This window comes from Streptomyces sp. NPDC014995 (assembly GCF_043080745.1).
GTDB lineage: Bacteria > Actinomycetota > Actinomycetes > Streptomycetales > Streptomycetaceae > Streptomyces.
Window position 1 is genome coordinate 16141 of the sequence record NZ_JBIBVX010000023.1, and the last position, 25129, is coordinate 41269.

20 protein-coding genes and 1 pseudogene are annotated in these 25129 nt (G+C 74.2%); 11 read left to right on the forward strand and 10 right to left on the reverse strand.

Features of this window, described 5'->3' with window-relative positions; genetic code table 11:
- Positions 1 to 346: 346 nt before the first annotated feature.
- From ACF1A1_RS35245 to ACF1A1_RS35270, 6 genes and pseudogenes are all read right to left on the reverse strand, one after another.
- Positions 347 to 868: a hypothetical protein gene (locus tag ACF1A1_RS35245; RefSeq protein ID WP_392005613.1), complete on the reverse strand. Its 522-nt coding sequence runs from the start codon at positions 866 to 868 to the stop codon at positions 347 to 349.
- A 306-nt stretch (positions 869 to 1174) separates the two neighbouring features.
- The gene (locus ACF1A1_RS35250) at positions 1175 to 2140 is read right to left on the reverse strand and encodes a DUF1152 domain-containing protein (RefSeq protein WP_392005615.1); all 966 of its coding nucleotides are present in this window, start codon (positions 2138 to 2140) and stop codon (positions 1175 to 1177) included.
- Between the two features lie 175 nt (positions 2141 to 2315).
- A complete protein-coding gene (locus tag ACF1A1_RS35255) occupies positions 2316 to 3680 on the reverse strand; it encodes an FAD-dependent oxidoreductase (RefSeq protein WP_392005617.1) in 1365 nt (454 codons plus the stop codon).
- A 230-nt stretch (positions 3681 to 3910) separates the two neighbouring features.
- Positions 3911 to 6604: a SpoIIE family protein phosphatase gene (locus tag ACF1A1_RS35260; protein ID WP_392005619.1), complete on the reverse strand. Its 2694-nt coding sequence runs from the start codon at positions 6602 to 6604 to the stop codon at positions 3911 to 3913.
- A gap of 76 nt (positions 6605 to 6680) precedes the next feature.
- Positions 6681 to 9198 (reverse strand): annotated as a pseudogene (locus tag ACF1A1_RS35265) (SpoIIE family protein phosphatase).
- Positions 9199 to 9733: 535 nt separating this feature from the next.
- Positions 9734 to 10354 carry a TetR/AcrR family transcriptional regulator gene (locus tag ACF1A1_RS35270; RefSeq protein WP_392005621.1) on the reverse strand — a complete coding sequence of 207 codons (621 nt, stop codon included), beginning with the start codon at positions 10352 to 10354 and terminating at the stop codon, positions 9734 to 9736.
- Between the two features lie 231 nt (positions 10355 to 10585).
- Here ACF1A1_RS35270 and ACF1A1_RS35275 point away from each other — a divergent pair, with 231 nt between their 5' ends.
- From ACF1A1_RS35275 to ACF1A1_RS35285, 3 genes are read left to right on the forward strand one after another with little or no spacing between them, the layout of a single operon-like run.
- Entirely contained in the window at positions 10586 to 12037 is a 1452-nt protein-coding gene (locus ACF1A1_RS35275) for an APC family permease (RefSeq protein WP_392005623.1), read from the forward strand.
- A 27-nt stretch (positions 12038 to 12064) separates the two neighbouring features.
- Complete coding sequence (locus ACF1A1_RS35280; RefSeq protein ID WP_392005625.1) at positions 12065 to 13636, forward strand: amidohydrolase; 1572 nt, start codon at positions 12065 to 12067, stop codon at positions 13634 to 13636.
- Between the two features lie 41 nt (positions 13637 to 13677).
- Positions 13678 to 14523, forward strand: a complete 846-nt coding sequence (locus tag ACF1A1_RS35285; RefSeq protein WP_392005627.1) for a DUF72 domain-containing protein — start codon at positions 13678 to 13680, stop codon at positions 14521 to 14523.
- A gap of 18 nt (positions 14524 to 14541) precedes the next feature.
- Here the strand turns inward: ACF1A1_RS35285 and ACF1A1_RS35290 are convergent, their stop codons facing one another.
- Positions 14542 to 15216 (reverse strand): lipoprotein, encoded by a 675-nt coding sequence (locus tag ACF1A1_RS35290; protein ID WP_392005629.1) that lies wholly within the window; start codon positions 15214 to 15216, stop codon positions 14542 to 14544.
- Positions 15217 to 15354: 138 nt separating this feature from the next.
- Entirely contained in the window at positions 15355 to 15492 is a 138-nt protein-coding gene (locus ACF1A1_RS35295) for a hypothetical protein (RefSeq protein ID WP_392005630.1), read from the reverse strand.
- 239 nt (positions 15493 to 15731) lie between these two features.
- On the opposite strand from ACF1A1_RS35295, the gene rpmG reads away from it, so the two are divergent.
- Entirely contained in the window at positions 15732 to 15896 is a 165-nt protein-coding gene (rpmG, locus tag ACF1A1_RS35300; RefSeq protein ID WP_392005632.1) for a 50S ribosomal protein L33, read from the forward strand.
- Positions 15897 to 15924: 28 nt separating this feature from the next.
- Positions 15925 to 16047 carry a type B 50S ribosomal protein L36 gene (gene ykgO / locus ACF1A1_RS35305; RefSeq protein ID WP_392005634.1) on the forward strand — a complete coding sequence of 41 codons (123 nt, stop codon included), beginning with the start codon at positions 15925 to 15927 and terminating at the stop codon, positions 16045 to 16047.
- Positions 16048 to 16276: 229 nt separating this feature from the next.
- Here ykgO and ACF1A1_RS35310 read toward each other — a convergent pair whose 3' ends face one another.
- Complete coding sequence (locus tag ACF1A1_RS35310; RefSeq protein WP_392005636.1) at positions 16277 to 16681, reverse strand: cupin domain-containing protein; 405 nt, start codon at positions 16679 to 16681, stop codon at positions 16277 to 16279.
- A gap of 421 nt (positions 16682 to 17102) precedes the next feature.
- Between ACF1A1_RS35310 and ACF1A1_RS35315 the strand changes: the two genes are divergently transcribed.
- From ACF1A1_RS35315 to ACF1A1_RS35335, 5 genes are all read left to right on the forward strand, one after another.
- Complete coding sequence (locus tag ACF1A1_RS35315; RefSeq protein ID WP_392005748.1) at positions 17103 to 17879, forward strand: hypothetical protein; 777 nt, start codon at positions 17103 to 17105, stop codon at positions 17877 to 17879.
- 163 nt (positions 17880 to 18042) lie between these two features.
- Positions 18043 to 20076, forward strand: a complete 2034-nt coding sequence (locus ACF1A1_RS35320; protein ID WP_392005750.1) for a DUF1996 domain-containing protein — start codon at positions 18043 to 18045, stop codon at positions 20074 to 20076.
- Positions 20077 to 20244: 168 nt separating this feature from the next.
- The gene (locus ACF1A1_RS35325; RefSeq protein ID WP_392005638.1) at positions 20245 to 21942 is read left to right on the forward strand and encodes a hypothetical protein; all 1698 of its coding nucleotides are present in this window, start codon (positions 20245 to 20247) and stop codon (positions 21940 to 21942) included.
- A 139-nt stretch (positions 21943 to 22081) separates the two neighbouring features.
- Positions 22082 to 23464, forward strand: a complete 1383-nt coding sequence (locus ACF1A1_RS35330) for a diacylglycerol/lipid kinase family protein (RefSeq protein WP_392005640.1) — start codon at positions 22082 to 22084, stop codon at positions 23462 to 23464.
- Positions 23457 to 24029, forward strand: coding sequence for a phosphatase PAP2 family protein (locus ACF1A1_RS35335; protein WP_392005641.1), 573 nt, complete (start codon positions 23457 to 23459; stop codon positions 24027 to 24029). The genes ACF1A1_RS35330 and ACF1A1_RS35335 overlap by 8 nt, the downstream gene beginning before the upstream one ends.
- A gap of 6 nt (positions 24030 to 24035) precedes the next feature.
- On the opposite strand, the gene ACF1A1_RS35340 is transcribed toward ACF1A1_RS35335, so the two are convergent.
- Positions 24036 to 24671 (reverse strand): class I SAM-dependent methyltransferase, encoded by a 636-nt coding sequence (locus ACF1A1_RS35340; protein WP_392005642.1) that lies wholly within the window; start codon positions 24669 to 24671, stop codon positions 24036 to 24038.
- A gap of 283 nt (positions 24672 to 24954) precedes the next feature.
- On the opposite strand from ACF1A1_RS35340, the gene ACF1A1_RS35345 reads away from it, so the two are divergent.
- Positions 24955 to 25128, forward strand: a complete 174-nt coding sequence (locus tag ACF1A1_RS35345) for a hypothetical protein (protein WP_392005644.1) — start codon at positions 24955 to 24957, stop codon at positions 25126 to 25128.
- The last annotated feature ends 1 nt before the right edge of the window (position 25129 follow it).

Below are 25129 nucleotides of genomic sequence, written 5' to 3' on the forward strand. Positions count from 1 at the left end.
CTGTTACCCGCGCGCCGACCCGGATGGGGACGATGCTGGTCCCCTGTTCCGCGCATTGCCACGCCCGCTCGGCCTGACGCCGCTCTGCCGTTCCCGCGCCCCAACCCGGGGTTCAACCGGACGCCGGTCTCGGTTCGCCTGTGCCGACCCGGCCGGGGCCGAGGCCGGTTGCCTGTTACCCGCGCGCCGACCCGGATGGGGACGATGCTGGTCCCCTGTTCCGCGCATTGCCACGCCCGCTCGGCCTGACGCCGCTCTGCCGTTCCCGTGCGCCGACCCGGCCGGGACCGGCGCCGGTTTCCCGTTCACCTGCGTCCGCGCCTTTTCGGGCCGCCGGCGACCCCCCTCATATCCCTCCGCCCTCCGTCTCCAGCTGACCGCGCCGCTGCCCGAGCCGCCCCCGTCGACGGCCGCCCGACCGTTCCGGTCCGGCGCCGCCCCCCGAACCGGGTGCGCTGAACCCGCCGGGGACGAGGCGCGACGGGGCCGTGGTCGGTGGGGCGACGGGTGCGGGGGGAGACGGACGGCTGTCTGTCGGCCGTGCGGCCTCCGGTGCGCCCGTGCCCGGGCCCGCGTCGGAGGCGGGGCGGGGCGCCGCGCGGCCCATCACGCGGGTGTGCGGCATCAACTGTGCGCAGGCCGCGCACACTTCGCTGAGTGTCCACACCTGGCCGACGGCCGGGTCGTGGCGCAGCACCAGGACGACCAGGCCCGCGCAGGCGATCCGGGTGCCCTCGTGGAGCGCGCACCGCTGGCGGCGGCACCAGCAGGCGGCGTCGGGCCGTACCGAGGCCGCTCGGGCGTGGGCGGCGGCATGGGCCTCGGCGAAGCGGCGCAGGGCCGCGAGGTCGCGCGAGCGCGGTGGCATCGCGCACGCCGAGGAGCAGGTGACCGAAGCGGTGCGGTTCCGGTGCCCGACCACACGGATCGTCCAGCAGCGTCCGGGACGGCGGGCTGACGGGGCGTCAGGATGCATGAGAGCCAAGACCACATGTCCTTCGTGGGAGGCGAGACGGGCGGAAGGGGCACTCCGGGCTGGTTCCGGCGCGGCGCTCCGGAAGTGACCCCGTTCACAGCATTCCCGTGCCCCCGCGGACCATTCGCGCCGTGCCCCCTCCGGCCGACGGACCGCCGTCGCGAGGACCAACGGCGCGTGAACGTACCCGTCCGTCCGTCAGTGCGGAAACGCCCGCGGCTGCCTGAGCCGGGGGAGCGCGTCGCGGAACTCCTCGATACGGGAGCTGATCTGGCGCATGAGAACCGTGTCCTCGATGCGGTCCAGATAGAGGTTGCGGCGGGCGAGGGCGGGCGCGTCCACGCAGAAGTACAGCGCCATCAGCGGGTTGACGAACAGTTCGCCGTCCTTCGTCCGCTCCGTGAACCGTACGTCGCCGAATTCGCCGCGTACGGCGGCGGCGACGGAGCCGTTGACGATGCTGGGGTGCCCCGGGGTGTGGGCCTGGGCGTGGGCCACCGCGTCGACGTACAGGGCGCCCTCGCGGCTGTCGCGCGGCAGGGAGAACGCGCCGAGGTAGGCGCCCTCCCGGTCCAGGGCGGCAAGGTTCTCCAGCACGAGGGAGTGGTTGACCCCGTGGTAGGAGTCCACGCCGAAGCCGAGGCACGCCACCAGCCGGTGCTCGACCTCGTCGAGGCCGTGCACGACGGCCAGGCTGGCCATGTCCTCCTCGGGCGTGCCCAGTCCGTGCTCGTCGCCCCGCATGAGGATGTCCGTCCCGCCGTCCACCAGGACGACGGCGTCCACCCCGCCCAGGTGGTCGAGGAGCGCGCGGTAGGCGGTCCGCAGCGGGGCCACGCCGGTGCGCGGGAACGCGTACACCGTCGAGGGCAGGCCGTGGAGATCGAGCCAGCGGGCCAGGGTGCGCTCGGGGAAGTAGTCGCCCCGGGCCGGGGTGCCGGGGTCCACGGCCGCGACGTCCGGCTCCACCCACACGTCCGCGGGCAGGCCGTACAGGTCGGAGAAGGAGAGGTTGGCCAGATGGACGTCCTTGCCCGCCGCCCGCAGGGCGAGCGCCAGCGGGAGGCCCGCGTAGACGTCGAAGCCGCCGCCCGCGCCGGCGACGAGTATCCGCCGCGCGTCGCGCAGCCGGGTGAACAGGGGTGGCTCGTGGAGGGAGAACACGCCGGGACGCTAACAGGCGTCGACCACGGGGCCCACCGAAAAAGCGGCCCACCGAAAAAGTGGACGGGTACGCCGAGGGCCCGGAAGTCCGTGACTCCGGGCCCTCGGAACAAGGCGATCACGCGCCGCAGACGCGCTCACGCGCCACCCCTGCGCTCACTCGCCGGGGACGAGCTCAGGCGCCGCTCTCGCGGAGCATGTCCTCACGCTCGACGATCTTCACGCGCTCACGGCCCTGCGGCTCGCCCAGTGCCTTCTCCGCGGCGTCCAGCTTGTACCAGCCCTCCCAGGTGGTGAAGCGGACGTCGCGCTCGGCGAGGAACGCGTCCACGGCCTCCGGGGCGGGAGACGCCGGCGTGTGCAGACGGCCGTTGGCGAAGTCGTCCAGCAGGTTCGACACGGTCTCGTTGGCGTCGCCCTTGGTGTGGCCGATCAGACCCACCGGGCCGCGCCGGATCCAGCCCGTGACGTACGTCGACTGCAGGTGCGCGCCGCTCTCCTCGATGACGCGGCCGCCCTCGTCCGGGACCGTGCCCGAGTCGATGTCCCAGGGCAGCTTGGGCAGCTTCTCGGACAGGTAGCCGACGGCGCGGTAGACGGCGGTGACGTCCCAGTCCTTGAACTCGCCGGTGCCCTTGACGTTGCCGGTGCCGTCCAGGGCGGTGCGCTCGGTGCGCAGCCCCACGACCTTGCCGTCCTCGCCGAGGATCTCGGCCGGCGACTCGAAGAAGTGCAGGAACAGCTTGTGCGGGCGGTCGCCGATGTCGCGGATCGCCCAGTTCTCCAGCGTCTTGGCGACCATGTCGGCCTGCTTGTTGCCGCGCCGGGTGGCGATCGAACCCTCGTCGTAGTCGATGTCCTCGGGGTCGACGATGACCTCGATGGTGGGGGAGTGGTCCAGCTCCCGCAGCTCCATCGGGGAGAACTTCGCCTGCGCCGGGCCGCGGCGGCCGAAGACGTGGATCTCCAGCGCCTTGTTGGCCTTCAGGCCCTCGTAGACGTTCGGCGGGATCTCCGTGGGCAGCAGCTCGTCCGCCGTCTTGGCCAGGATGCGGGCCACGTCGAGGGCGACGTTGCCGACGCCGAGGACAGCGACCTTCTCCGCCTCCAGCGGCCAGGTGCGCGGCACGTCCGGGTGGCCATCGTACCAGGAGACGAAGTCGGCGGCGCCGTACGAGCCGTCCAGGTCGATGCCGGGGATGGACATGTCCCGGTCGGCCATGGCGCCGGTCGAGAAGACGACGGCGTCGTAGAAGGCGCGCAGGTCGTCCAGGTTGATGTCGGTGGGGTAGTCGACGTTGCCGAAGAGGCGGATCTGCGGCTTGTCGAGGACCTGGTGCAGGGCGGTGATGATGCCCTTGATCCGGGGGTGGTCCGGAGCCACGCCGTAACGGATCAGCCCGAACGGGGCCGGCATGCGCTCGAAGAGGTCGATGGAGACACCGGGGTCGGTGGCCACATCGGACTTGAGCAGCGCGTCGGCGGCGTAGATCCCGGCGGGGCCGGCTCCGACTATGGCTACCCGCAGGGGGCGGGACATGATCAGTTCCCTTCGAACGACGACAGATCGACTCGACGGGAAGCCTAAACTAAGGCAAACCTAAGTCGGTACGCGGGTCCGGTCTATGAGCTCATAAACGTCATTTATGAGCCAGGGGCGGGGCCCGCTCAGGCCGTCGGGAGGGCCCGGGAACGTCCGGTGGACGGGACAGGAAGGCGAGCAGGAGGAGCAGGCCGCCCCCGGGATGTCCTTCGGCCGGGTCCTCGCCGTCAGGGCAGCGGCTGTTCCGCCCAGATCACCTTTCCGCTGGGCGTGTAGCGGGTGCCCCACCGGTCGGTGAGCTGGGCGACCAGGAACAGGCCGCGGCCGCCCTCATCCGTCATCGCCGCGTACCGCAGGTGCGGCGAGGTGTTGCTGCTGTCGGACACCTCGCAGATCAGGGTGCGGTCCCGCAGCAGACGGACCCGGATGGGCGGGCTGCCGTAGCGGATCGCGTTGGTGACCAGCTCGCTCAGGATCAGTTCCGTCGTGAAGGACAGCTCCTCCAGGTCCCAGCGCTCGAGCTGCCGGACGACCGCGGACCGCACCTCGCCCACCGCCGCCGGGTCCACCGGCACGTCCCACTCGGCGACCCGCTCCGCGCCCAGCGCCCGGGTGCGCGCGACGATCAGCGCGATGTCGTCGTTCGGGCGGGCCGGCAGCAGCGACTCCAGCACGACCTGGCAGGTCTTCTCCGGCGAGCCGTCGGCCCGCTCCAGGGCGCCGCGCAGCCGTTCCAGACCGGTGTCGATGTCCTGCCTGCGGTCCTCGACCAGCCCGTCGGTGTACAGCACCAGCCGGCTGCCCTCCGCCAGCTCCAGCTCGGCCGTCTCGAACGGCAGCCCGCCCAGCCCGAGCGGCAGCCCGGCCGGCACGTCCGGGAACTCCACCTGGCCGTCGGGGTGCACCAGGGCGGGCGGCGGATGGCCGGCGCGGGCGACGACGCAGCGCCGGGAGACCGGGTCGTAGATGGCGTACAGACAGGTCGCCCCCGAGACCGGCGCGGCCGTCCCGTCGGCCGCCTCGTCCTGGTCGATACGGGCCACCAGCTCGTCCAGCAGCCCGAGGAGCTCCTCCGGGGCGAGATCCAGGGCCGAGAAGTTGTGGACGGCGGTGCGCAGCCGGCCCATGGTGGCCGCCGCGTGCAGCCCGTGGCCCACGACGTCGCCGACCACGAGCGCGACCCGGGCACCGGACAGCGGCAGCACGTCGAACCAGTCGCCGCCGACGCCCGCCTGCGCGGGCAGGTAGCGGTAGGCGATGTCCAGCGCGCCCTGCTCGGGCAGGGTCCGCGGCAGCAGGCTGCGCTGGAGGGTGACGGCCATGCCGTGCTCGCGGGTGAAGCGGCGCGCGTTGTCGATGGAGACCGCGGCGCGCGCCACCAGCTCCTCCGCGAGGACGACCTCCTCCGGATCGAAGGGCTCGGGCCGCTCCGAACGGTAGAAGCTGACCACCCCGAGGAGCAGTGCGCCCGCCCGCACCGGCACGGTGATCAGCGAGTGGATGCCGAACTCCATCACCTGTTCGGTCCGTTCCAGGTCCTGCGCGCGCCAGCCCGGTGACTCGGCGAGCCGGGCCTCCAGGACGGGCTGCCCGGCGGCGAGACTGCGGGCCTGCGGAGCGGTGTCGACGAAACGGATGCGCTCGCCCACCGCGTACAGCGGCGCGCCCTTGCGGATCCCGCTCATCGCGGTGCGCCGCAGCACGGCCCGGGAATCCGGCTCCTCCCCCTCCAGGACGGCGTCGAAGAGGTCCACGGTCAGGAAGTCCGCGAACCGGGGCACGGCCAGTTCCGCCAGCTCCTCCGCGGTCCGGGTCACGTCCAGGCTCGTCCCGATGCCCACCCCGGCCGCGTACAGCATGTCGAGGCGTTCGCGCGCCGCCTCCGCCCGGCCCGACAGGGCGCGCAGCTCCGTGGAGTCGCGGAGCGTGGCGACGCTGCCGGCGGGTCCGCCCGCCAGATCGGTGGGCCGCTGGTTGATCGCCAGCAGCCGCTCCCCGACCAGGTGCACCTCGTCCGTGACCACCCGACCGGAGGCGAGCAGCTCGGCGGTGTCGGCGTCCAGCCCGAGCTTGCGGACGTCACGGCGTTCGGCGTCCGGCGGCAGGTTCAGCAGCCGGTGCGCCTCGTCGTTGGCGAGCAGCAGCTCCCCCTCGCCGCCGACGATGATCACCCCTTCGCGCACGGCGTGCAGCACCGCGTCGTGGTGTTCGTACATGCGGGTCATCTCGCGCGGACCCAGGCCGTGGGTCTGGCGCAGCAGACGGCGGCTGACCAGCGCCGTGCCCCCCGTCGCGAGGGCGAGGGCCGCCGCGGCGGTGGCCAGCACCAGCGGCAGCTGACGGTCCGCGTTCCCGCCGACGTGCGCGGTGGTGATGCCGGCCGACACCAGCCCCACGACCCGGCCGTCGGCCGCCTTCACGGGCACCACCGCCTGCACCAGCCGGCCGATGGTCCCCTCGATCTCCTCGACCACCGTGCCGCCGGCCTGCGCGGGTGCGAGCGTCCCGACGAACTTCTTGCCGATGCGGTCCGGCTTGGGGTGGGTGTAGCGGATGCCCTCGGTGTTCATGACGACGATGAAGTCGACCCCCGACGCCTCGCGGGCGGCCTCGGCGCGCGGTTGCAGCACCGCCGTGGGGTCGGGACCGCGCAACGCCTCGGCCATGCCCGGGGCGTTGGCGAAGGTCTCGGCGACGGCGAGGGAGCGGTTGCGGGCCTCCCGGGTGCTGTCGTGCCGCACCTGGAGCACCAGGGCGACCACCGCCGCGACGACCAGCAGCAGCACGATGACGACCTGGAGGACGAACACCTGAGCGGCGACGCTGCGCCCGCCCAGCGTGCGCTCGGGCGTCCGCCGCGCCCGCAGGCCCCGGGGACGACGGGCCGGCCGGGTATCCGATCGCCCCAGGAGTCGGACCATGTGCCATGTCTACACTGCCCGGCTCCGTGAGGCGAGGGGCGGTACGCAGAGTGATGGAGCGTTCCCGGTCCGGCGCTCACCGGGACAGCGGGGTGGCCAGCAACAGGGCGATGTCGTCGGGCCGGTCCGCGGCCTGCCGGGCCGTCGCGGTGAGCCGGTCGGCGACGTCCGCGAGGGACCGTTCGGGCGGAGCGCCGGCGGCGGCCAGGGTGGTGCGCAGGGCGGTGATGCCGTCGTCGATGTCGTGGCCGGGCCGCTCGACCAGCCCGTCCGTGTACAGCGCGAGGATCGCGCCGGGCTCCAGGCGCAGTTCCGCCACCGGGTAGTGGGCGCGTGCGTCGACTCCGAGGACGACCCCGCCCGGCAGGTCCACGGTCCGGGTACGTCCGTCGGGACGGCGCAGCAGCGGCGGCGGGTGCCCGGCGTTGACCGCCCGGGCCAGGCCGGTCGCCGGATCCAGGCGGACGTAGCAGCAGCTGGCGAACTGGCCCGGGTCGAGGTCGATGAGGAGGTGGTTGGTGCCGCCCATGACCTCCTCGGGCGGCCGGTCGCCGAGCGCGAACGCCCGCACCGCGCTGCGCAGCTGCCCCATGGTCGCCGCGGCCTGCACGCCGTGCCCCTGGACGTCGCCGATGACCAGGGCCAGGCCGTCCCCGGCCTCCACGACGTCGTACCAGTCGCCGCCCACCTCCATGCCCTCGGTGCCGGGCAGATAGCGTCCGACGGTCTCCACGCGCGCGTGCCGCGACAGCCGCCGGGGGAGGAGTGCCTGCTGGAGGCCGCGGGCCAGGGCGGCCTCGGTGTCGTAGCGCTTGGCCTTCTCCATCGCGTGGGCGATCAGGCCGGCGAGCGCGGTCAGGACCGTGCGCTCCTCGGAGCTGAAGCTGCGCGGACGGTCGAAGCCGAGGATGCAGGAGCCGACCCGGCGGCCGGAGGCGATCAGCGGCAGGAAGGCGCGGGCGCCCTCCGTCGCGTCGAGCGGGATGCCCGGATAGGCGTCCGCCAGCTGCTGCATCGAGTCGAAGAAGAGCGGGCGGCCGGTGGTGAGCGTCTCCACGCCCGGCAGCCGCGCGTCCAGCGACGCCCTCGAACGGGGCCAGGAAACCCTCGGGGAAGCCGGTCTCCCAGGCCAGGTACAGGTGCCGCTCCTGGAGCAGGTAGATGGCCAGCCGGCGGCCGCCGAACGCGGGCAGCAGTTCCTGCATGACCACCGCCGACACCTGGCGGGCGGTCACCGCCTCCGTCAGTGCGATGGCCAGGACGATCGGGCGGTACGGCGGGGCGGTGGCGGCGACGGCGTCCGGGGCGGGGGCCTCGGTCTCCGTGTCGGCCGTGTCAGCCGCGGCGGTCGCGGCGGTCGCGGGCCGGTCCGAGGCATGCGGTACGCGGTTGGCCGGAGCGGCGGTGCAGGTGAGGAGGTCGGGGCCAGGGTAGACGGCCATGCTCAGCCAGTCGCCTTCGTACGGCCGCGGCGCGGCCCCCCGGTCCTGGTCCTCGGTGGCGGGTCCGGACCGGCGGACGTGGAAGTGCACCGGCTCCTGCGGTGACAGCAGGGCGCCGCGCAGGTGCTCCTCGTACGCGGGCTGGTCCAGCCAGGGCACGGCCTCCCACAGGGACCGGCCGAGCAGCCGGGAGCGCTCGGTGCCGAGCAGGTGCGCGGCACGGTGATTGGCGTAGACGATCAGACCGAGCCGGTCCAGGCAGAACACGCCCTCGGGCAGCAGGTCGGCGGCACCGTCGGCGAGGGCGCCGGGCCCCGGGTCGACGAGGACGCCGGTGACCGGGGCCGACGGGGTCGGACCGGGCGGCCACAGCTCCAGCAGCCGCAGGCCCCCGTCGGTGGTGCGGACCTGGACCGGACGGGGCGGCGGTCTGCCCTGGGCGGCCTCGCGCAGCAGGGCGGGAAGCGGGTGGGCGTCCGCCGGGTCGACGGCCCGTACCAGGGCGTCCAGGGTGCCGGGGCGTTCGTCCGGCGCGAGCCCCAGCAGCGCCCGGGCGGGCTCGTCGGCGGTGACGGCGCCGGTCGACGGGTCCCAGGCCAGTTGCCCGACCCGCCCCGGCGGTCCCGCGGCCGGCGGACGGACGCAGAGCGGTTCGTCGTCCCAGGTGGCGGTCCCTCCCTCGGCCTCCCGGTGGAGCAGCGCGGCCGCGAGGTCGCCCGCCACGAGCGTCAGCCGCTCGCGCGGCGCCAGCACCTCCCCGGCGTCGGAGACCGCCGCGTGCAGCACGGTCATCACCCCGAAGGGCCGGCCGTCCGCCACGACGGGCACGTTGAGCGTGCCGAACTGGAAGGGCAGGCCCGCCGCGTACTGGGGGTAGCGGCGCATGGCCTCCGTGGCGTTCGCCAGGATCACCGGCACGCCGAGCCGGTGCGCGTCGGCCACCGGGAACGGCCGGTCCACGCTCACCCGCCACCAGGGCCGGAACAACGGCCCGGGCAGTCCAGCGAGCACCGCGAGGCGCAGCAGTCCGGGCGTACGGGAGCGCAGATACACGCCGCCGGCGCGGGCGCCCACGGCACTCAGCGCGTCCGCCGCGGCCCCGGCCAGCACGCCGGCCGGCACCCGCTCGTCCCCGGCGCAGCTCCCACTCATCGGCCCCACCTCGTCCGTGCGCCGCCCGACGGGCGACACAGCAAGAATGCGCCACATCGACGGCGGTATGCATCCGCGCGGGGGACCGGACGGAGCCCGGCGGAGAGGGCAGTGCGGACGGGGTGCGGATGGAGTGCGGATGGAGTGGGGACGGAGTGCGGACGGATGGGGTGAGCCGGTGGCGGTCCCCAGCTCAGCCCCGGTTCACCCGGCCGCGGGCATGGCCCAGCTCAATCCCGCTCCGTACGTCTGTCCGGCCCTCTCCCGGTGTCGCCCGGCCGCCCGCCCGGTTGCCCCCGGCCTCCCAGCCGCCGTCCCAGCCCCGCTCCGTCTGTCCGGCCCCTTCCGGGCTTCGCCCGGCCGCCCGCCCGGTGGCCCCCGGCCGCCGTCCCAGCCGCCGGCCCAGCCCTGCTCCGTCTGCCCGGCCCTCGTCCCGGGCTTCGCCCGGCCGCCCGCCCAGTCGCCCCGGCCGCCGACCCCGCCGCCCCGGCTGCCCGCTGCCCAGTCGCCCTCGCCGACCCAGCCACCCCCCGCCCTACCGAGCCGCCCGCCCAGCCTCCCGCAGCGTGCGGGCATGGGTCAGGAAGCCGGTCAGGGCCAGTTCGAAGGCGCGGTTGGCGCGGCCTTCGGCCACTGCGGCGAGGGCCTCGGCCAGGCGGGGGGTGGGGGTGCGGTCCGTCAGTTCCCACATCGTCTCGGGGGCCGCGAGGTCGAGGGCGGAACCCAGGACCAGGTTCTCCAGGGCGATGATCAGCGGCATCACCTCGGCGGCGGCGAAACCGGCGTCCAGCAGCAGGGTCACCGCGCGCTCGTACTGCTCCAGGACCCGCGGTGCGCGAACGGGTGACGTCATCAGCAGGGGGATCGCCCGCGGGTGGGCGGCGAACGCGGCGCGGTAGGAGCGTGCCCACGCCTCCAGCGCGGCGTCCCAGGGCGTGAGGTCCAGGGTCCCGGGGTCGATCGCGGACGCGACCCGCTCGCGCAGCAGTTCCACGATGCCGTCCCGGCCGTCCACATGGTGGTACACCGAGCCGGTCTGGACGCCGAGCAGCCGCGCGATCCGCGGGACGCTGAAGTCGCCCTGTTCGTCGATCAGTTGCAGCGCCGTGGTGGTGATGCGCTCGCGATCGAGGAGCGGTGTGCGCGGCCGTCCCATGGTCAGTGTGCTCCCTGCGGTCTGCCCCGGGTCTTCCCGGATGCCCAACGGAAGGCTACATTGCGGAAACCGAAAGCCTTTAGGTTTACGGGTCCCGGCGCACGTCACCCCCGGTGCGCGGGACCTCGGCGCGATCCCGCACGCCCTGGTCCAGGCCGTCGCCGTGGGCCGTGAATCCGGCCGCCCGCCCGTCCGGAACCCCTCCCGTCCGCCGCTCGAAGGGCTTCCCCCATGTCCGTGACCACCCCCGACCCCGCCCAGGAGAGAGCGCCGTCCGCGGCGGCGGGCCTGCGCACCGGCACCCTCGGCACCGCCGACATCGCCTTCTACGTCGTCTCCGCCGCCGCCCCGCTCACCGTCATGGCCGGTGTCGCCCCGCTCGCGATCCTCCTGGGCGGCGTCGGCGCCCCCGTCGGCTACCTCGTCGCCGGCCTCACCCTGGCCGTCTTCGCCGTCGGCTTCACCACCATGAGCCGGCACATCCCGCACGGCGGCGCCTTCTACGCCTACATCACCCGCGGTCTCGGCCGCCCCGCCGGCGTCGGCGCCGCCCTCCTCGCCCTGATCGGCTACAACGGCATGGAGATCGGCGTCTACGGCCTCCTCGCCACCGCCACCCAGGACACCGTGCACGCCCTCTCCGGCTCGGACGTGCCGTGGCTGCCGATCTCCCTGGCCGGCGTGCTGCTCATCGGCTACGGCGGCTACCGCTCCATCGACTTCGGCGCCAAGGTCCTCGGCGTCCTCCTCGTCGCCGAGACCGGCATCCTCGTCCTCCTCGCGGCGGGCGTCCTGATCAAGGGCGGCGCCCATGGACTGTCGGCCGCCTCCCTCGCCCCCGGCAACGTCCTCGTCCCCGGCACCGCCGCCGTCCTCGCCTTCGCGTTCGCCGCGTTCACCGGCTTCGAGTCGACCGTCATCTACCGCCGCGAGGCCCGCGACCCCCAGCGCACGGTCCCGCGCGCCACCTACCTCGCCATCGGCTTCCTCGGCCTCTTCTACGCGTTCGTCGTCTGGATCGCCATCCAGGCCTTCGGCAACGACGACGTCCTCGCGGCCGCCGCCGAGGACCCGGCCGGACTGTTCTTCACCGCCATCAGCACCTACGTCGGCGACTGGGCGGCCGACCTGATGCACGTCTTCATCGTCACCAGCGTCCTCGCCTCCCTCCTCGCCTTCCACAACGCCATCAACCGCTACGGCCTCGCCCTCGCCGAGGAAGGCGTGCTGCCCCGGCGGCTGGGACGCGTCCACCCCCGCCACCGCTCCCCGTACGTCGCCGGCCTTGCCCAGACCGTGCTCGGCGCCGTGGTCGTCGTGGCCTTCTGGGCGGCGGGCGCGGACCCCTACGGGCAGCTCCTGCTCTGGGTCAACACCCCGGGCATGATCGGCCTGCTGCTCCTCCAGCTCCTCGCCGCGATCGCCGTCCCCTGCTACTTCCGCCGCGTGCGCCACCAGGAGGGCACGCTGCGCACCCTCGTCGCGCCGCTCGCCGCGACCGCCTTGCTGGCCACCGCGATCGTCCTCGTCGTCGGCCACATCGACCTGTTCACCGGCGCGTCCCCGACGGTGAACGCCGTCCTGGTCGCCGTCGCCCCCACGGTCTTCGCCGCCGGCCTGCTGCTCGCGTGGTGGCTGCGCCGCAGACGGCCACGCGTGTACGCCCGATTCGCCGCCGAATGACCTCACCGAGCAAGGGAGCCGCACTCAATGCCCACCGCCGACCTGATCGTGACCGGAGCCCGCATCCGCACCCTCGACCCCGCACGCCCCCGGGCCACCGCCGTCGCCGTGCGTGACGGATGTGTCGCCGCGGTGGGGGAGGAGACCGACGTGTGCGACTGGCGCGGGCCCGGCACGGAGGTCGTACGGATGGACGGCGCGCATCTCGTGCCCGGGCTGGTGGACGCGCACAGCCACCCCGTGTGGGGGCTGGAGATGGCGACCGGCACCGACCTGTCGGCGGTGACGGATCCGGCCGGGCTGCGGGCCGCGCTGGCGTCCGCCGAACGCGTCGACGGCTGGGTCCTCGGCTACGGCCTGGACCACAACGCCTTCGAGGGCCGGCCCATCGACCGCGCCCTCGTGGAGGACGTCCTGGCCGGATCGCCGGCCTTCCTGCGCCTGTACGACGGCCACTCCGCCCTCGCCGACGGCAAGGCCCTGGCCGCCGCCGGGATCACCGGAGCGCGGGACTTCGCGCAGCGCTCGCAGGTGGTGTGCGACGACTCGGGACGGCCGACCGGGTACCTCGTCGAGCACGCGGCGATGGACCTGGTCGCCGCGGTCGCCCCCCGCCCGTCGCACGGGGCCCGCCGGGCCCGTCTGCTCGACCTGCTGTCCGCGATGGCGGCGACCGGGCTGACCGGCGCCCACGTCATGGACGGCGGCGACCTCGACCTGGTGACGTCCGTGGCCGAGGAGACGGTGCTGCCGGTGCGGCTGCGCTTCGCGCCCTGGTGCATGCCGGGCGCGGACGCCGACGACCTCGGGGAGCTGATCGCGGCACAGGCCCTGAAGGGCCGTCACTGGCGGGTCGGCGGAGCGAAGTTCTTCATGGACGGCACCGTCGAGGGCGGCACCGCCTGGCTGGAGCACGCCGACTGCCACGGCCAGGGCACGGACGCCTTCTGGCCGGACCCGGAGGCCTACGCCGCCGCCGTCCGCACCCTGCACACGGCCGGCGTGCCGACCGCCACGCACGCCATCGGGGACGCGGCCGTCCGCCACGTCCTGGACACCGTGGCCGCCCTCGGGCCGGGCGCGCGGGGACGGCATCGGATCGAGCACATCGAGACGGCGCCGGACGACCTGCTGCCCCGGTTCGCGCAGGTTGGGGTGGCCGCCTCGATGCAGCCCCCGCACACCGCCTACACCCGCCCCGACGGCACCGACGAGTGGTCCCGCCGGCTCGGCACCGCACGGGCCGCCCACGCCTGGCGCCTGCGCGACCTGCGCGACGCGGGCGCCACGCTCGCCCTCGGCTCGGACTGGCCGATCGCCCACCACGACGTCCGGGTGGTCCTGGCGACGGCCCGCAGCCCCCGGGGCGCGGCCTCCCGGCGACCGGGCCTGACCGGCCTCGAAGCGCTGGAGGGCTGCACCACCCACGCGGCCCGCGCGGCGGGGGAGCACGAGGTCGCGGGCCGGATCGCGCCCGGCTTCCGGGCCGACCTCACGGCCTTCTCGGTGGACCCGGTGGAGGCTCCGGCGGACGAACTGGCGGACGCACCGGTCCGTCTGACGGTGACGGGTGGTCATGTCGTCCACCGCGCCGACTGACTTAGGGGAGGAACTCCCGCTCTTCGGGGTAACCGCCCGCCATGGGCGAGATAGTGGTCGGCACCTGTTCGTGGACGGACCGGGCGCTCGTCGGCAGCGGCTGGTACCCGGCCGGACGGCGGGACGCGGAGGGCCGGTTACGGCACTACGCCGAACGTTTCCGGGTCGTCGAGGCGGACTCGACGTACTACGCCCTGCCGAGCGAGCGCACCAGCGGGCTGTGGGCGGAGCGCACCCCCGACGGCTTCGTGTTCGACGTCAAGGCCTTCTCCCTGCTGACCGGCCACCCCACCCGGCCCGCCGTGCTCCCGCCGGGACTGCCCGAGGACATCCGTTCCCCGAAGGCGCTGGACGAGGTGTGGCGGCGGTTCGCGGACGGCGTCCGGCCACTGCGGGAGGCGGGCCGGCTGGGGGCCGTCCTGTTCCAGTTCCCGCCGTGGCTGCGGCCCGGGGCGCGGGCGCGGGAGTTCCTCGCCGAGTGCGCCGAGCGCACCGCGGGGTGGCCGGTCTGCGTGGAGTTCCGCCACCCCGACTGGTGGCGCGGTGAACGGGAGCGCACGACCGCCGAGTTGCTGCGGTCGCACGGATTCTCCGCCGTCGCCGTCGACATGGAGCCGTCGCTGCCGTCCGCGGTTCCTCCCGTCACGCCCGTCACCTCGCCGCGGCTGGCGGTCGTGCGCCTCCACGGCCGCAGCCCGGCCTGGGGCACGGGCAGCAAGGAGGACCGCTTCCGCCACGAGTACACCGACGACGAACTGCGGGAGTGGCTGCCCCGGGTGCGCTCGCTGGCCGGGCGGGCCGAGCAGGTGCACGTGCTGTTCAACAACTGCTGCGCCGACGCGGCCGTCCGGGCCGCCGCGAGGATGCGCGAGCTCCTCGGGCACTGACGGGACGCCGGTGGCCCGTCAGCCGGTCGCCCTGAGGGTGTTCCTGGCGAGTTCGTACGCCGGCAGCATCGCCTCGTGCTCCTCGGTGTCCATGCCGCCGAGGTGCAGTACGACCGGGCCGTCGGGCGTGGTCACGGCGAGGGCGCGCTCCGTCTTCGTCTCCTCCAGCAGCTCGCTGGTGGTGACGTACTCCACCTCCGCGCCGGTGAGGTCGCCCGCCCTGAACGTGCGGTACGTCGCCCCGCTCGCCGCGCTCTCGGCGGTGACGAAGTCCTCCAGCACGGCGCGGGCGTCGGCGTCACCCGGCCTGCCGGTCCACACCCGCAGGAAACCGATCTTCCCGGCCGGCTTCGCGTCCACCTCGCAGGCCATGGTGACGGGGCCCTGGCGCAGCAGCGCGTCGGCGAGCTCGTCGGTCGGTTCGTCGCCGGTGCCGCCCCCCTGCGCGGCCGCGTCGACGGCCTCGGCCTTCCAGGACTCGGCGATGTCGAAGGTGACGGGCAGTTCGCAGGCGGACCCGTCGGCGCCGATGCTGCCCCCGCGCGCCGCGACCTCAGCGGTCGCCCGCGTCGTCGCCGACGCCTTGGCGGACGCTTCCCGGTCCTGCCCGGCCTCCGCGCATCCCGTCACCACACCCGTCAGCAAGGCCGCCACCGCCAGGCCCCGTCCCGCGTTCCCCGCCCCGAAGCGCACCGCTGTCTCCCCTTCTTCCCGGCACCGGTCCACCCGGTACCGGCGGAGCACTGTATCCGAGGCCTCGGGCGCCGCGGACGGGCAGGTCACGGCGGACGACGCGAGCGCGCCCTCCACTCACCCGAAGGTGCCCTGCGCCTATTCGAGCGTGCTCTCCTCGACGTTCTCCATCCGCGCGTACAGCACCTGCTCGTTCACCTCCAGGTCGTTGATCAGCCTGAGGGCGGCCGCGATGCCGTTGCCGACGAGTTCGCCGGCGATCTCGCCGTACTCCACCTGGAGGACGGTGTTGGGGGCGCGATCGTCGTCGGCGGCGCGCAGGGGGTCCCGCCAGGTGCCGTGGGCGACCGGGCTTCGGCGCCGGTTCAGGCCTTCGGGTGAGGGACGGGGTGACGATGCCGCGCCCGCCCCCGGATGCGGGAATGTCCCGGCCCCCTCCGCCGTTGTACCGCGTGACTGACATGCACCGCTCAATGCAGGGGATGCGGTGCGAGGTCGGTGAAAGGAGGTCCCCCATGGCCCGCAGTACGGCGCGCCCCGTCGTCACCCTGAGGTCCACCGCCGGCACCGGAGTCACCTACGTGACCCGGAAGAACCGTCGGAACGACGCCGACCGGCTGGTCCTGCGCAAGTACGACCCCGTGGCCGGACGGCACGTCGCCTTCCGCGAGGAACGGTGACCCCGGAGTTCGAACGGAGGAGGCAGTCATGAAGGTGCGCAAGTCCCTGCGCTCCCTGAAGTCCAGGCCCGGCGCCCAGGTGGTGCGCCGCAAGGGCGTGACCTTCGTCGTCAACAAGAAGGAACCCCGCTTCAAGGCCCGCCAGGGCTGAGCGGCCAGGACCGGCCCGGTGGGCCCGGACCCGATGCGGGCCGGGCCCACCGGCATGCCGTCACCCGCCGCGCCCGCTCACCGGGCGGGGCGGCCCCTGCCGTCCTACGGTGGGGAAGCGGCCGGGCTCTCCGGAGACACCGTCCGCTCCCGGCCGGCGCCGACTTCCCCCACCGTCCGAACCGGCCGGGATCCCGCACGGACGGCGGCCCCTGCCCCAAGGCTCCGCCTCAGTGGCGCACCGCGTCCGGCGCCGCCGCGCGCGTGGACAGCGGACGGTCGGCCGGCACGAAGAACAGGGCACAGATGGCCAGGGTCCCCGGCCCACGGTTCTCCGCCCTGTGCACCCCCTGCGGTCCCACGGGCTCCACGATGCACTCCCCGGCGGGGGTGACGCACTCCGAACCGTCCGCCAGGGTCCGGGTGAGCGTCCCGGCGGTCACCACGGCCACGACCCTGCCCTCGTGGTAGTGCCAGGGCAGCTCGCCGCCCGGCGGGATCTCGTACCTCGCCACGACGACCCGCGTGCGCTCCGGCACGGCGAGTGCGAGCCGTTCGGTGAGGAGACCGTCGGCCAGCAGGGCCGGTACCGGGTCGACGGCGGCCGGGGCCGCCACGGGCGACAGCCTGCTCACGAGGCCCGCCTCGGTAACGGGGCCGGTGTCATGTTCCGCTGGTCAGTGCGTTTCACGGTGGTCAGATTATCCGACCGGTGTTACGCGACGGTGACGGGATGTCAGGTGCGGGTGGTACAGCAGCCCACCGACAAGGGCGTCCGGTACGCGCCCGGACGCGGGCTCGGAATGATCCTCGACGGCCGTCCTGGCGTCTACCAGGGCGACCGACCCGGCGCGCGGCCCTCCACCTCGACGCGGACCGCTCGCACGGGTGCGGAATTCGGCCGTACGCCCGGGCGGGCGCGCGGCGGACGTTGGGGAGACGGTGGGGATCGTGGGTCCGGCACACAGACGGCGGCAGGTCGGGAGCGGGCGGCGTGGTCGTGGCGCCGACGGCGGGCACGGAGCCGGTGCGGCGTCGCGTGCGGCCGCCTTCGTCGTGCGCACGCTGCGCGCCGAGGGGCAGGCCATCGTCGTCGACCCGGTACGACGGCTGCGCCGGCGTGGACCGTCCGCGCTCCTGCTCGCGTTCGTGGCCTGCGGTGGCGTGATCCTCTTCCACGCCCTCGCGCAACGGCCGGCCGGCGCGGAGGTGGTCCGTGCCGTCGGCGGGGTCCAGGGCGACCTGCCCCTGTGGCTGGCCCTGCTGCGCACTCCGGTCTCCCTGTACGTCCCGGCACTCGACCTGCCGGTGTGGGCCGGCATCACCCAGCTGTTCCTCGCCTTCGCCCTGGCCGAAGTCACCCTCGGCCGGGCGCGGACCCTGGCGGTCGCCTACGCCACCACGCTGGCCGGCACCCTCACGGCACGGCTGATGATCGCGGCGGGGCCGGACCGGTGGGGGTTCGGACTGCCGCCCGAGGCGGGGCAGGTGCTCGACACCGGCCCGTCCGCGGCGGTCGTCGGACTCTTCACGTACCTCTCGGTCGTCCGCCGCGCCCCCGTCGTCTTCATCCTCACCGGCGGCTCGATGGTGTGGGAGTCGATCGCCAGACCCAACCTGGCCGGCCGCGAACACCTCGTCGCCGTCGCCGCCGCCCTCGTCCTGGGCCTGTTCCACGGACAGGGAGGCAGATGGCGGCGGAAGCTGTCCCGGCCCGCACCCGAGCACGCGGAGCCGGAGTCTCCGGAACCGGAGCACACTCCTGAGGTACGCGCGAAAGCGCAGGACGGAGCCCTTCCCCAAGAGGTTCCTGTGAATTCCCGGGGCGGTTGAACACTCCCGCCTGCGGCTGCGTATGGGACGGGGGGATTCTCATGTCCTGGCCGCCGACGAGGTTTTGGAGCACTCCGTGGGACACAACAGGCGCAGACGCCCGACGGGCGGACGGCGCGCGACCTTCGCCGCGGTCGCGTTGATGCTGGGCGGCGGCGGCCTGATGGCCGCGAACGTCTACGCCTCCGCGACCGAGGACGACACCGGAAAGCCCTGGACGTCGGGCTCCGTCACCATCGACTGCCCCGACGTCGGCAGCCGGCTCACCAGCGTGCCGGACGCGGCCGCGCCCGAGGTCGACCGCGAACTCGCCCTGCTGGACGAGCAGATCGCCGCCGCCTACCGCCAACTCCAGGACTCGGCACAGGCCGTGCGCCAGGACGCCGGCTTCGCCGACAACGCGGTGATGAACCCGCTGAAGGAGAAGCGCGGCGCGACCATCGAGCGGATCGCGGTCGCCCTCGACCGCGCCGGCGACCGCCCGGACGGCCTGGGTGACCTCGCCGCGTGCAGCCTGCGCACGGCCGACGACCAGGCGGGCGAGGACGGTCAGGGTCAGGACGGTCAGGGCCAGGGCGACCAGGGCCAGGACGGTCAGGACCAGGGCGACCAGGGTCAGGACGGTCAGGACCAGAACGCCGGGCAGGACGACGGCCAGGCGGGCGAGGACGGTCAGCAGGGCAATGGCGGGCAGGCCGGAAACGGCCCCGTGGCCGCCGACTACGTGGACATCACCACCGTTCAGCCCAGCGGGCAGACCCCGCCGCCGACCGCCGACGCCTCCCGCGGCACCTTCACCACCAGCTGCGGAGTCAACGAGAACGGCCTGTTCAACTCCGACAACGTGATCGTCGCGCCGGGTGTCACCAACGGCGCCCACCACTTCCACGACTACGTCGGCAACCAGGCCAACAACGCCTTCGCCTCCGACGACGACCTCGCGAACGCCGACACCAGCTGCGTCGACCAGGGTGACAGGTCCTCGTACTTCTGGCCGGTGCTGCGTCTGCAGAACGGCACGCAGGAGCAGGACGCCCAGGCCCCCGGCGGCGGCATCGAGGGCAACGCCGGTGAGATCGTCACGCCCAAGGAGGTCACGATGACCTTCGTCGGCAACGCGCGCGGCGAGGTCACGGCCATGCCCCGGCTGCTGCGCATCATCACCGGCGACGCCAAGGCGTTCGTCAACGGCACGGCCAACGCCAACGCCTCCTGGAGCTGCACCGGTTTCGAGGACCGTCAGCTCAAGGACAAGTACCCCCTCTGCCCCGACGGCAGTGACGTGGTGCGCACCTTCCGCTTCCAGAGTTGCTGGGACGGCACCAACATCGACAGCGCCAACCACCGCACCCACGTGGCGTTCGCCGCCGCCGACGGCGGCTGCCCGGCCGGTTTCCGGGCCATCCCGCAGCTCGTCCAGCGGATCGTCTACGACGTCGACGCGCCCAGCCTCCAGGACGGCGGCCGCACGACCCCGCTGTTCGCGGTGGACTCCTTCCCCGAGCAGCTGCACAAGCCGGTCACGGACCACGGCGACTTCATCAACGTCTTCGACGAGGACCTGATGGGCCAGATGGTCGACTGCATCAACGAGGGCCGCACCTGCGGCGCCGGCACCGGCGGCGACAACGGCGGCGGTGCCGACAACGGCGGTGGTGACAACGGCGGTGGTGCCGACAACGGCGGTGGTGCCGACAACGGCGCCGGTGCCGGCGGTGACGGTGACGGTGCCGACCAGGGCCAGGGCCAGGACCAGGGTGGTCAGGACCAGGGCCAGGACCAGAACCAGGGCCAGGACCAGAACCAGGGCCAGGACCAGGACCAGGGCCAGCAGCAGCCCGCCCCCGCCCCCGCCGAGTCCCAGGGCGAGCCCGCCGCGGGTGACGCCGGGTCCGCCGACGTCCCGCGCAGCGCGGAACCCCGCGCTGCCACGAAGCCGACCGCCAAGTCCACCCAGGCACCCGCCCCGGACACCGGCTCCGGCACGGGCGCGGAGAGCGACGCCGGCGCCGCCGCGCCGGCCCCGGCACAGACCGCGCCCCCGGCCGACGCGGGCGACACCCCCGTCGTGCCGGCGCCCCAGGCCCAGGGCGGACTCGCCGACACCGGCGCGAACCTGTGGCCCGCGGCCGCCGGAGGCCTGCTGGTGACCGGTGGTTTCGTCCTCCTGCGCCGTACCGCCAGGCGTTCGTACTGAATCACCCGCCACGCCCCTGGCGCGGAGGCGGTCACGTTCGGGTGCTCCCGGACGCGGGAGGCTCCCCGGCCACCCGGCCGCACGGTATATGTCACTCGGAGCGACCGGCGCGGTCGCTCCGAGTGACGCCCCGGATCGGGGCGGCCGCCGCGCGACCAGGGGAGCACCATGGAGTCCATGGCGTACGACTACGACCTCGGCACCCACGGGCGTACCGTCACCACCTCCTCGCCCGACGCCCAGCGCTGGTTCGACCGCGGCCTCGTCTGGTCGTACGCCTTCAACCACGAGGAGGCCGTCGCCTGCTTCGAGGCCGCCGCCCGCGCGGACCCCGACTGCGCGATGGCGTACTGGGGCATCGCCTACGCGCTCGGCCCCAACTACAACAAGCCCTGGGAGTTCTTCGACGACCAGGAGCTGGTACGGACCGTCGCGCGCACCCACGAGGCGGTCGAACGCGCCCACGAGAAGGCCGCACGCGCCACGCCCGTCGAGCGGGCCCTGATCGGCGCGCTGCGCGCCCGCTACCCGCAGGAGCGGCCCGCGGACGACTGCTCGGTGTGGAACGCCCCCTACGCCGACGCCATGCGCGCCGTCCATGACCTGGCGCCCGACGACCTCGACGTCGCCACCCTGTACGCCGACGCCCTGATGAACCTGACGCCCTGGCAACTGTGGGACGTGCGCACCGGCGAACCGGCCGAGGGCGCCCGCACCCTGGACGCCAAGGCGGTGCTCGACCGGGCACTCGCCGACGGGGCCGTCGACCACCCCGGCATCCTGCACCTGTACATCCACCTGATGGAGATGTCGTCGTCCCCGGAGACGGCCCTGCCGGTCGCCGACCGGCTGCGCGACCTGGTGCCCGACGCCGGGCACCTCCAGCACATGCCCTCGCACCTGGAGGTGCTGTGCGGCGACTACCGGGCGGTGGTCGCGGACAACGCCAGGGCGGTCGCCGCCGACGAGAAGTACCGCGAGCGGGCCGGGGCGATGAACTTCTACACCCTCTACCGCGCCCACAACCACCACTTCAAGATCTACGGCGCGATGTTCCTCGGCCAGGCGCAGGTGGCCCTGGAGGCCGCCGACCGGCTGGAGGAGTCGCTGCCGGAGGAACTGCTGCGGGTGGAGAGCCCGCCCATGGCGGACTGGCTCGAGGCCTTCCTCGCCATGCGGGTGCACGTGCTGGTCCGCTTCGGACGCTGGGCCGACATCCTCGACCTGCCGGCACCCGCCGACCCAGGGCTGTACAGCATGACCACCGCGATGCGGCACTACGCCCGCGGTGTCGCGCTCTCCGCGACGGGCCGCATCCCGGAGGCGGAGGCCGAACGCCGGCTTTTCCACGAGGCCGTCGCCCGGGTCCCCGAGACCCGCATGCTCTTCAACAACACCTGCGCCGACATCCTCGCCATCGCCTCCTCGATGCTCGACGGCGAGCTGGAGTACCGCAAGGGCGACCACGACGCCGCCTTCGCCGCCCTGGAACGGGCGATCGCACTGGACGACGACCTCCCCTACGACGAGCCGTGGGGCTGGATGCAGCCCACCCGGCACGCGTACGGCGCCCTCCTCCTGGAACAGGGCCGCATCGAGGAGGCCGAGGCGGTCTACCGCGCCGACCTCGGTCTCGACGACACCCTGCCACGCTCCTCCCAGCACCCCGGCAACGTGTGGTCCCTGCACGGGCTCCACGAGTGCCTGGTGCGGCTCGGCAAGGAGGGCGAGGCCCGGATCGTGGCCCAGCAGCTGAGGTTCGCGGCCGCGCTGACGGACGTACCCGTCGAGGCGTCCTGTTTCTGCCGCCTCGACACCACCGCCGGGACCCCCGGCACGAGCGGCTGCTGCGGCATGGACAATTGACCGACCGGCGGCCCGGATGCCGAGCGGTCCCGCCGTCATGATCATGGAGGCAGCGGGCCGCGGGTGTCCGGTGCGGGTCGTACCGATGGCGCTGTCCACGCGGAAAAACAGGGGGTCCTCGCACGATGGCGGGCGCAGGGTGAACGAGACACGTACGACGACGACCGGTGGCCACGTCCGGCCGTACGGAGGGGTGGGCCGCGCGCGGGGATGGGCGCGGCTCGCCCTGTTGCTGATCGCCGGCTGCGCCGCGGTCGTGGGGGCGGGGGCCGGATCCGGCGGCTGGCTGGTGCTGCTCGCGGGACTCGCCGGGCTGGCGCTGGCCGGGGCGGGCGTGTGGTGGATGCTCGCGCACCGGGGCGGGGCCCGGTTCCTGGGCGGCCTGCTGGCCGTGACCGCGCCGGTCGGCGTCCTGGTGCTGTACGCCGCGTCGGGGCTGTGGGTGGTGGCCGTGGGCGCGCTCGCGCTGTGGGCGGCCGCGCTCGCCTCCGCCCGGACCGCGCTGCGCAGCCTGCGCCGTCCGCGGGGCACCCACGGCCGCCGCACCCGGCCGCCCCGCCGGCCCGTCCTGATCATGAACGTGCGTTCGGGTGGCGGAAAGGTGGAGAAGCACCGTCTCGTCGAACGCGCCGAGGCGCTGGGCGCCCGGGTGGTCCTGCTCGGCACGGGCGACGGCTGGACCGACCCGGTCGTGGAGGCCCGCAAGGCCGTCGCCGAGGGCGCCGACCTGCTCGGTGTCGCGGGCGGCGACGGCACCCAGGCGCTCGTCGCGGCCGTGGCGGCGGAACACGGCCTGCCGTTCCTGGTCGTCGCCGCCGGCACCCGCAACCACTTCGCCATGGACCTCGGCCTGGACCGCACCGACCCCGTGCGCAGCCTCGACGCCCTCACCAACGGCGTGGAACTCCGCGTCGACCTGGGCGACGTCGACGGGCGGGCCTTCGTCAACACCGTCTCCTTCGGGGCGTACGCGGAGATAGTGCAGAACCCCGAGTACCGCGACGCGAAGGCCGCCACCGCCCTGGATCACCTGCCGGACCTGCTTCAGGGCGGGGCCGGCCCGACCCTGGAGGTGCACGCGGACGACGCTCGGATCGAGGCGCCGCAGGCCGTCCTGGTCAGCAACAACGCCTACGCCCGCGCCGACCCGCTCGGCGGCGGCCGCCGCCCTCGTCTGGAGACCGGACTGCTCGGCGTGATCGGCGTCCGCGTGGAGGGCGCCGCCCAGGCCGCCGAACTGGCGCTGCTCGGCGAACGGGCCAGCGGCATCACCTCCCTCACCGCCCGGCGCGTGGTCGTCGAGGCCGACCGGGACCGCATCCCGGTGGCCGTCGACGGCGAGGCACTCGAACTGCCCACCCCCGTCGTGTGCACCGTGCGGCCCAGCGTGCTCCGGGTCCGGGTGCCCCGGCACCGCCCCGGCGCCGCCTACGCGCCACCGGCCATCGACTGGCGGCGCATCGTCCGCCTCGCGCTCGGCCACCCCGACCCCCGCACGATCAAGGATGCGTACGATGTCTGACCGCCGACCGAAGTTCTCCGCCCTGCGACTCGTGCGCGACCTCGCCACCCTGGACCAGGCGCTGTACGAGGCGGTCACCGTCACCAGGACGCCCACCCTGGACACCGCGCTGCGCAGGCTGTCCGCCGCCGCCGACCACTCCAAGCTCTCCTTCGCCGTCGCCGCGGGCCTGGCCCTGCGCGGCGGCCGGGGACGCCGCGCCGCCGTCCTCGGCGTCGCGGCCGTCGCAGTGGCCTCGGCGACCGCCAACCTGGTCGGCAAACGGCTCGTACGCCGGCCGCGACCGCACCGCGCCGCGGACTCGCCGTTCCCGGGGCGCCATGTGCCGATGCCGGACTCCGCGTCCTTCCCGTCCGGGCACACCGCCTCGGCCGTCGCCTTCGCGGCCGCCGTCGGCCCGGCCCTCCCGGCCGCCGCCGTCCCGCTGGGGCTGCTCGCCTGCGCGGTGGGCTACTCGCGGGTCCACACCGGCGTGCACTACCCGGGCGACGTCGTCGCCGGCGCGCTCCTCGGCACGGGCTCGGCGGCCCTGGTGCTGTCCCTCGCGGCCCGCGCCGACGCCTGAGCGCTCCTACCCGCGCCCGCAGTACAGGAAGAGGTGGGGCTCGGGTCCGGCCTCGGGGTGGTCGGGGGTGAACAGCGTGTTCTCCTCGGCCAGCACCGTCAGGCCCGCCCCGGTCACCACCTCGGCCAGGTCCTCGCCGGCGAAGCTGGTGACCCGCACCGGCTGCCCCATGAAGACGGCGTCGACGCCCTCGACGTCCAGCGGCACGGTGGCGAGCACGAGGCTGCCGCCCGGCAGCAGCGCCCGCGCCAGCCGGCCGAGCAGGGCGGCCTGCTCCGCGCGCTCCATCTGCAACAGCGAGAAGTACACGCAGACCGCGTGGAACGACCCCTCGTCCAGCGGCAGTTCGCGCACGTCCACGCACCGGAACGTCGCCCCGGGCACCTGCCGGGCGGCGAGGTCCACCATCACGGGGGAGACGTCCACCCCCAGCACGTCGTGCCCCGCTCCGGCCAGGGCCGCGGCCGTCGGCCGGCCCGTCCCGCTGCCGACGTCCAGCACCCGGCTGCCCGGCGCGAGCCGGCCGAGCAGCCACTCCAGGGACCGGTGGTGCGCCTCGGAGTGCGCGAACGCCTTCTCGTACCCGGACCCCAGCGCGTCGAACACCGCCGCCGCACGCCGCCCGTCGTCCTTGCCGTCCAAGCCGCCCCTCCCGTCGTGGTAACGGATCCGGCGATCCTCGCACTCCTGACGGCGAGTCACAACGGCGGCCGCCGCCTCCGCTCGCCCACGACCCCAGGCCCGCCGGGCGCACGGGGCCGCGCTCCCATGGGCCGGTTCACGCCAGGCGCGGGGGCGGTCCCGGAAGCGGCCGGAATCAGAGTTTCCGCTACCGTCAGTAACGTGATCAACTTTCATCTTCAGGTGGGGCTACTGGCAAGTAGCCGCCGGCCCCGGCCCCCGTCGTTCCGTCTGGAGGACCCCCATGACCACTCCCGAGGAAGCCCTGCACCAGGCACGTGCCACCTATGAGGAGCACGTCCGCACCTGTCGCCAGTGCCATGTCGACACCGTGCCGTGCGCCGTCTCCAAGCACCTCCTGCGCATCTACAACAACGCCAGGAGGGGTCAGGCGCGTCCGAACCAGGCCGTCCGCTGAG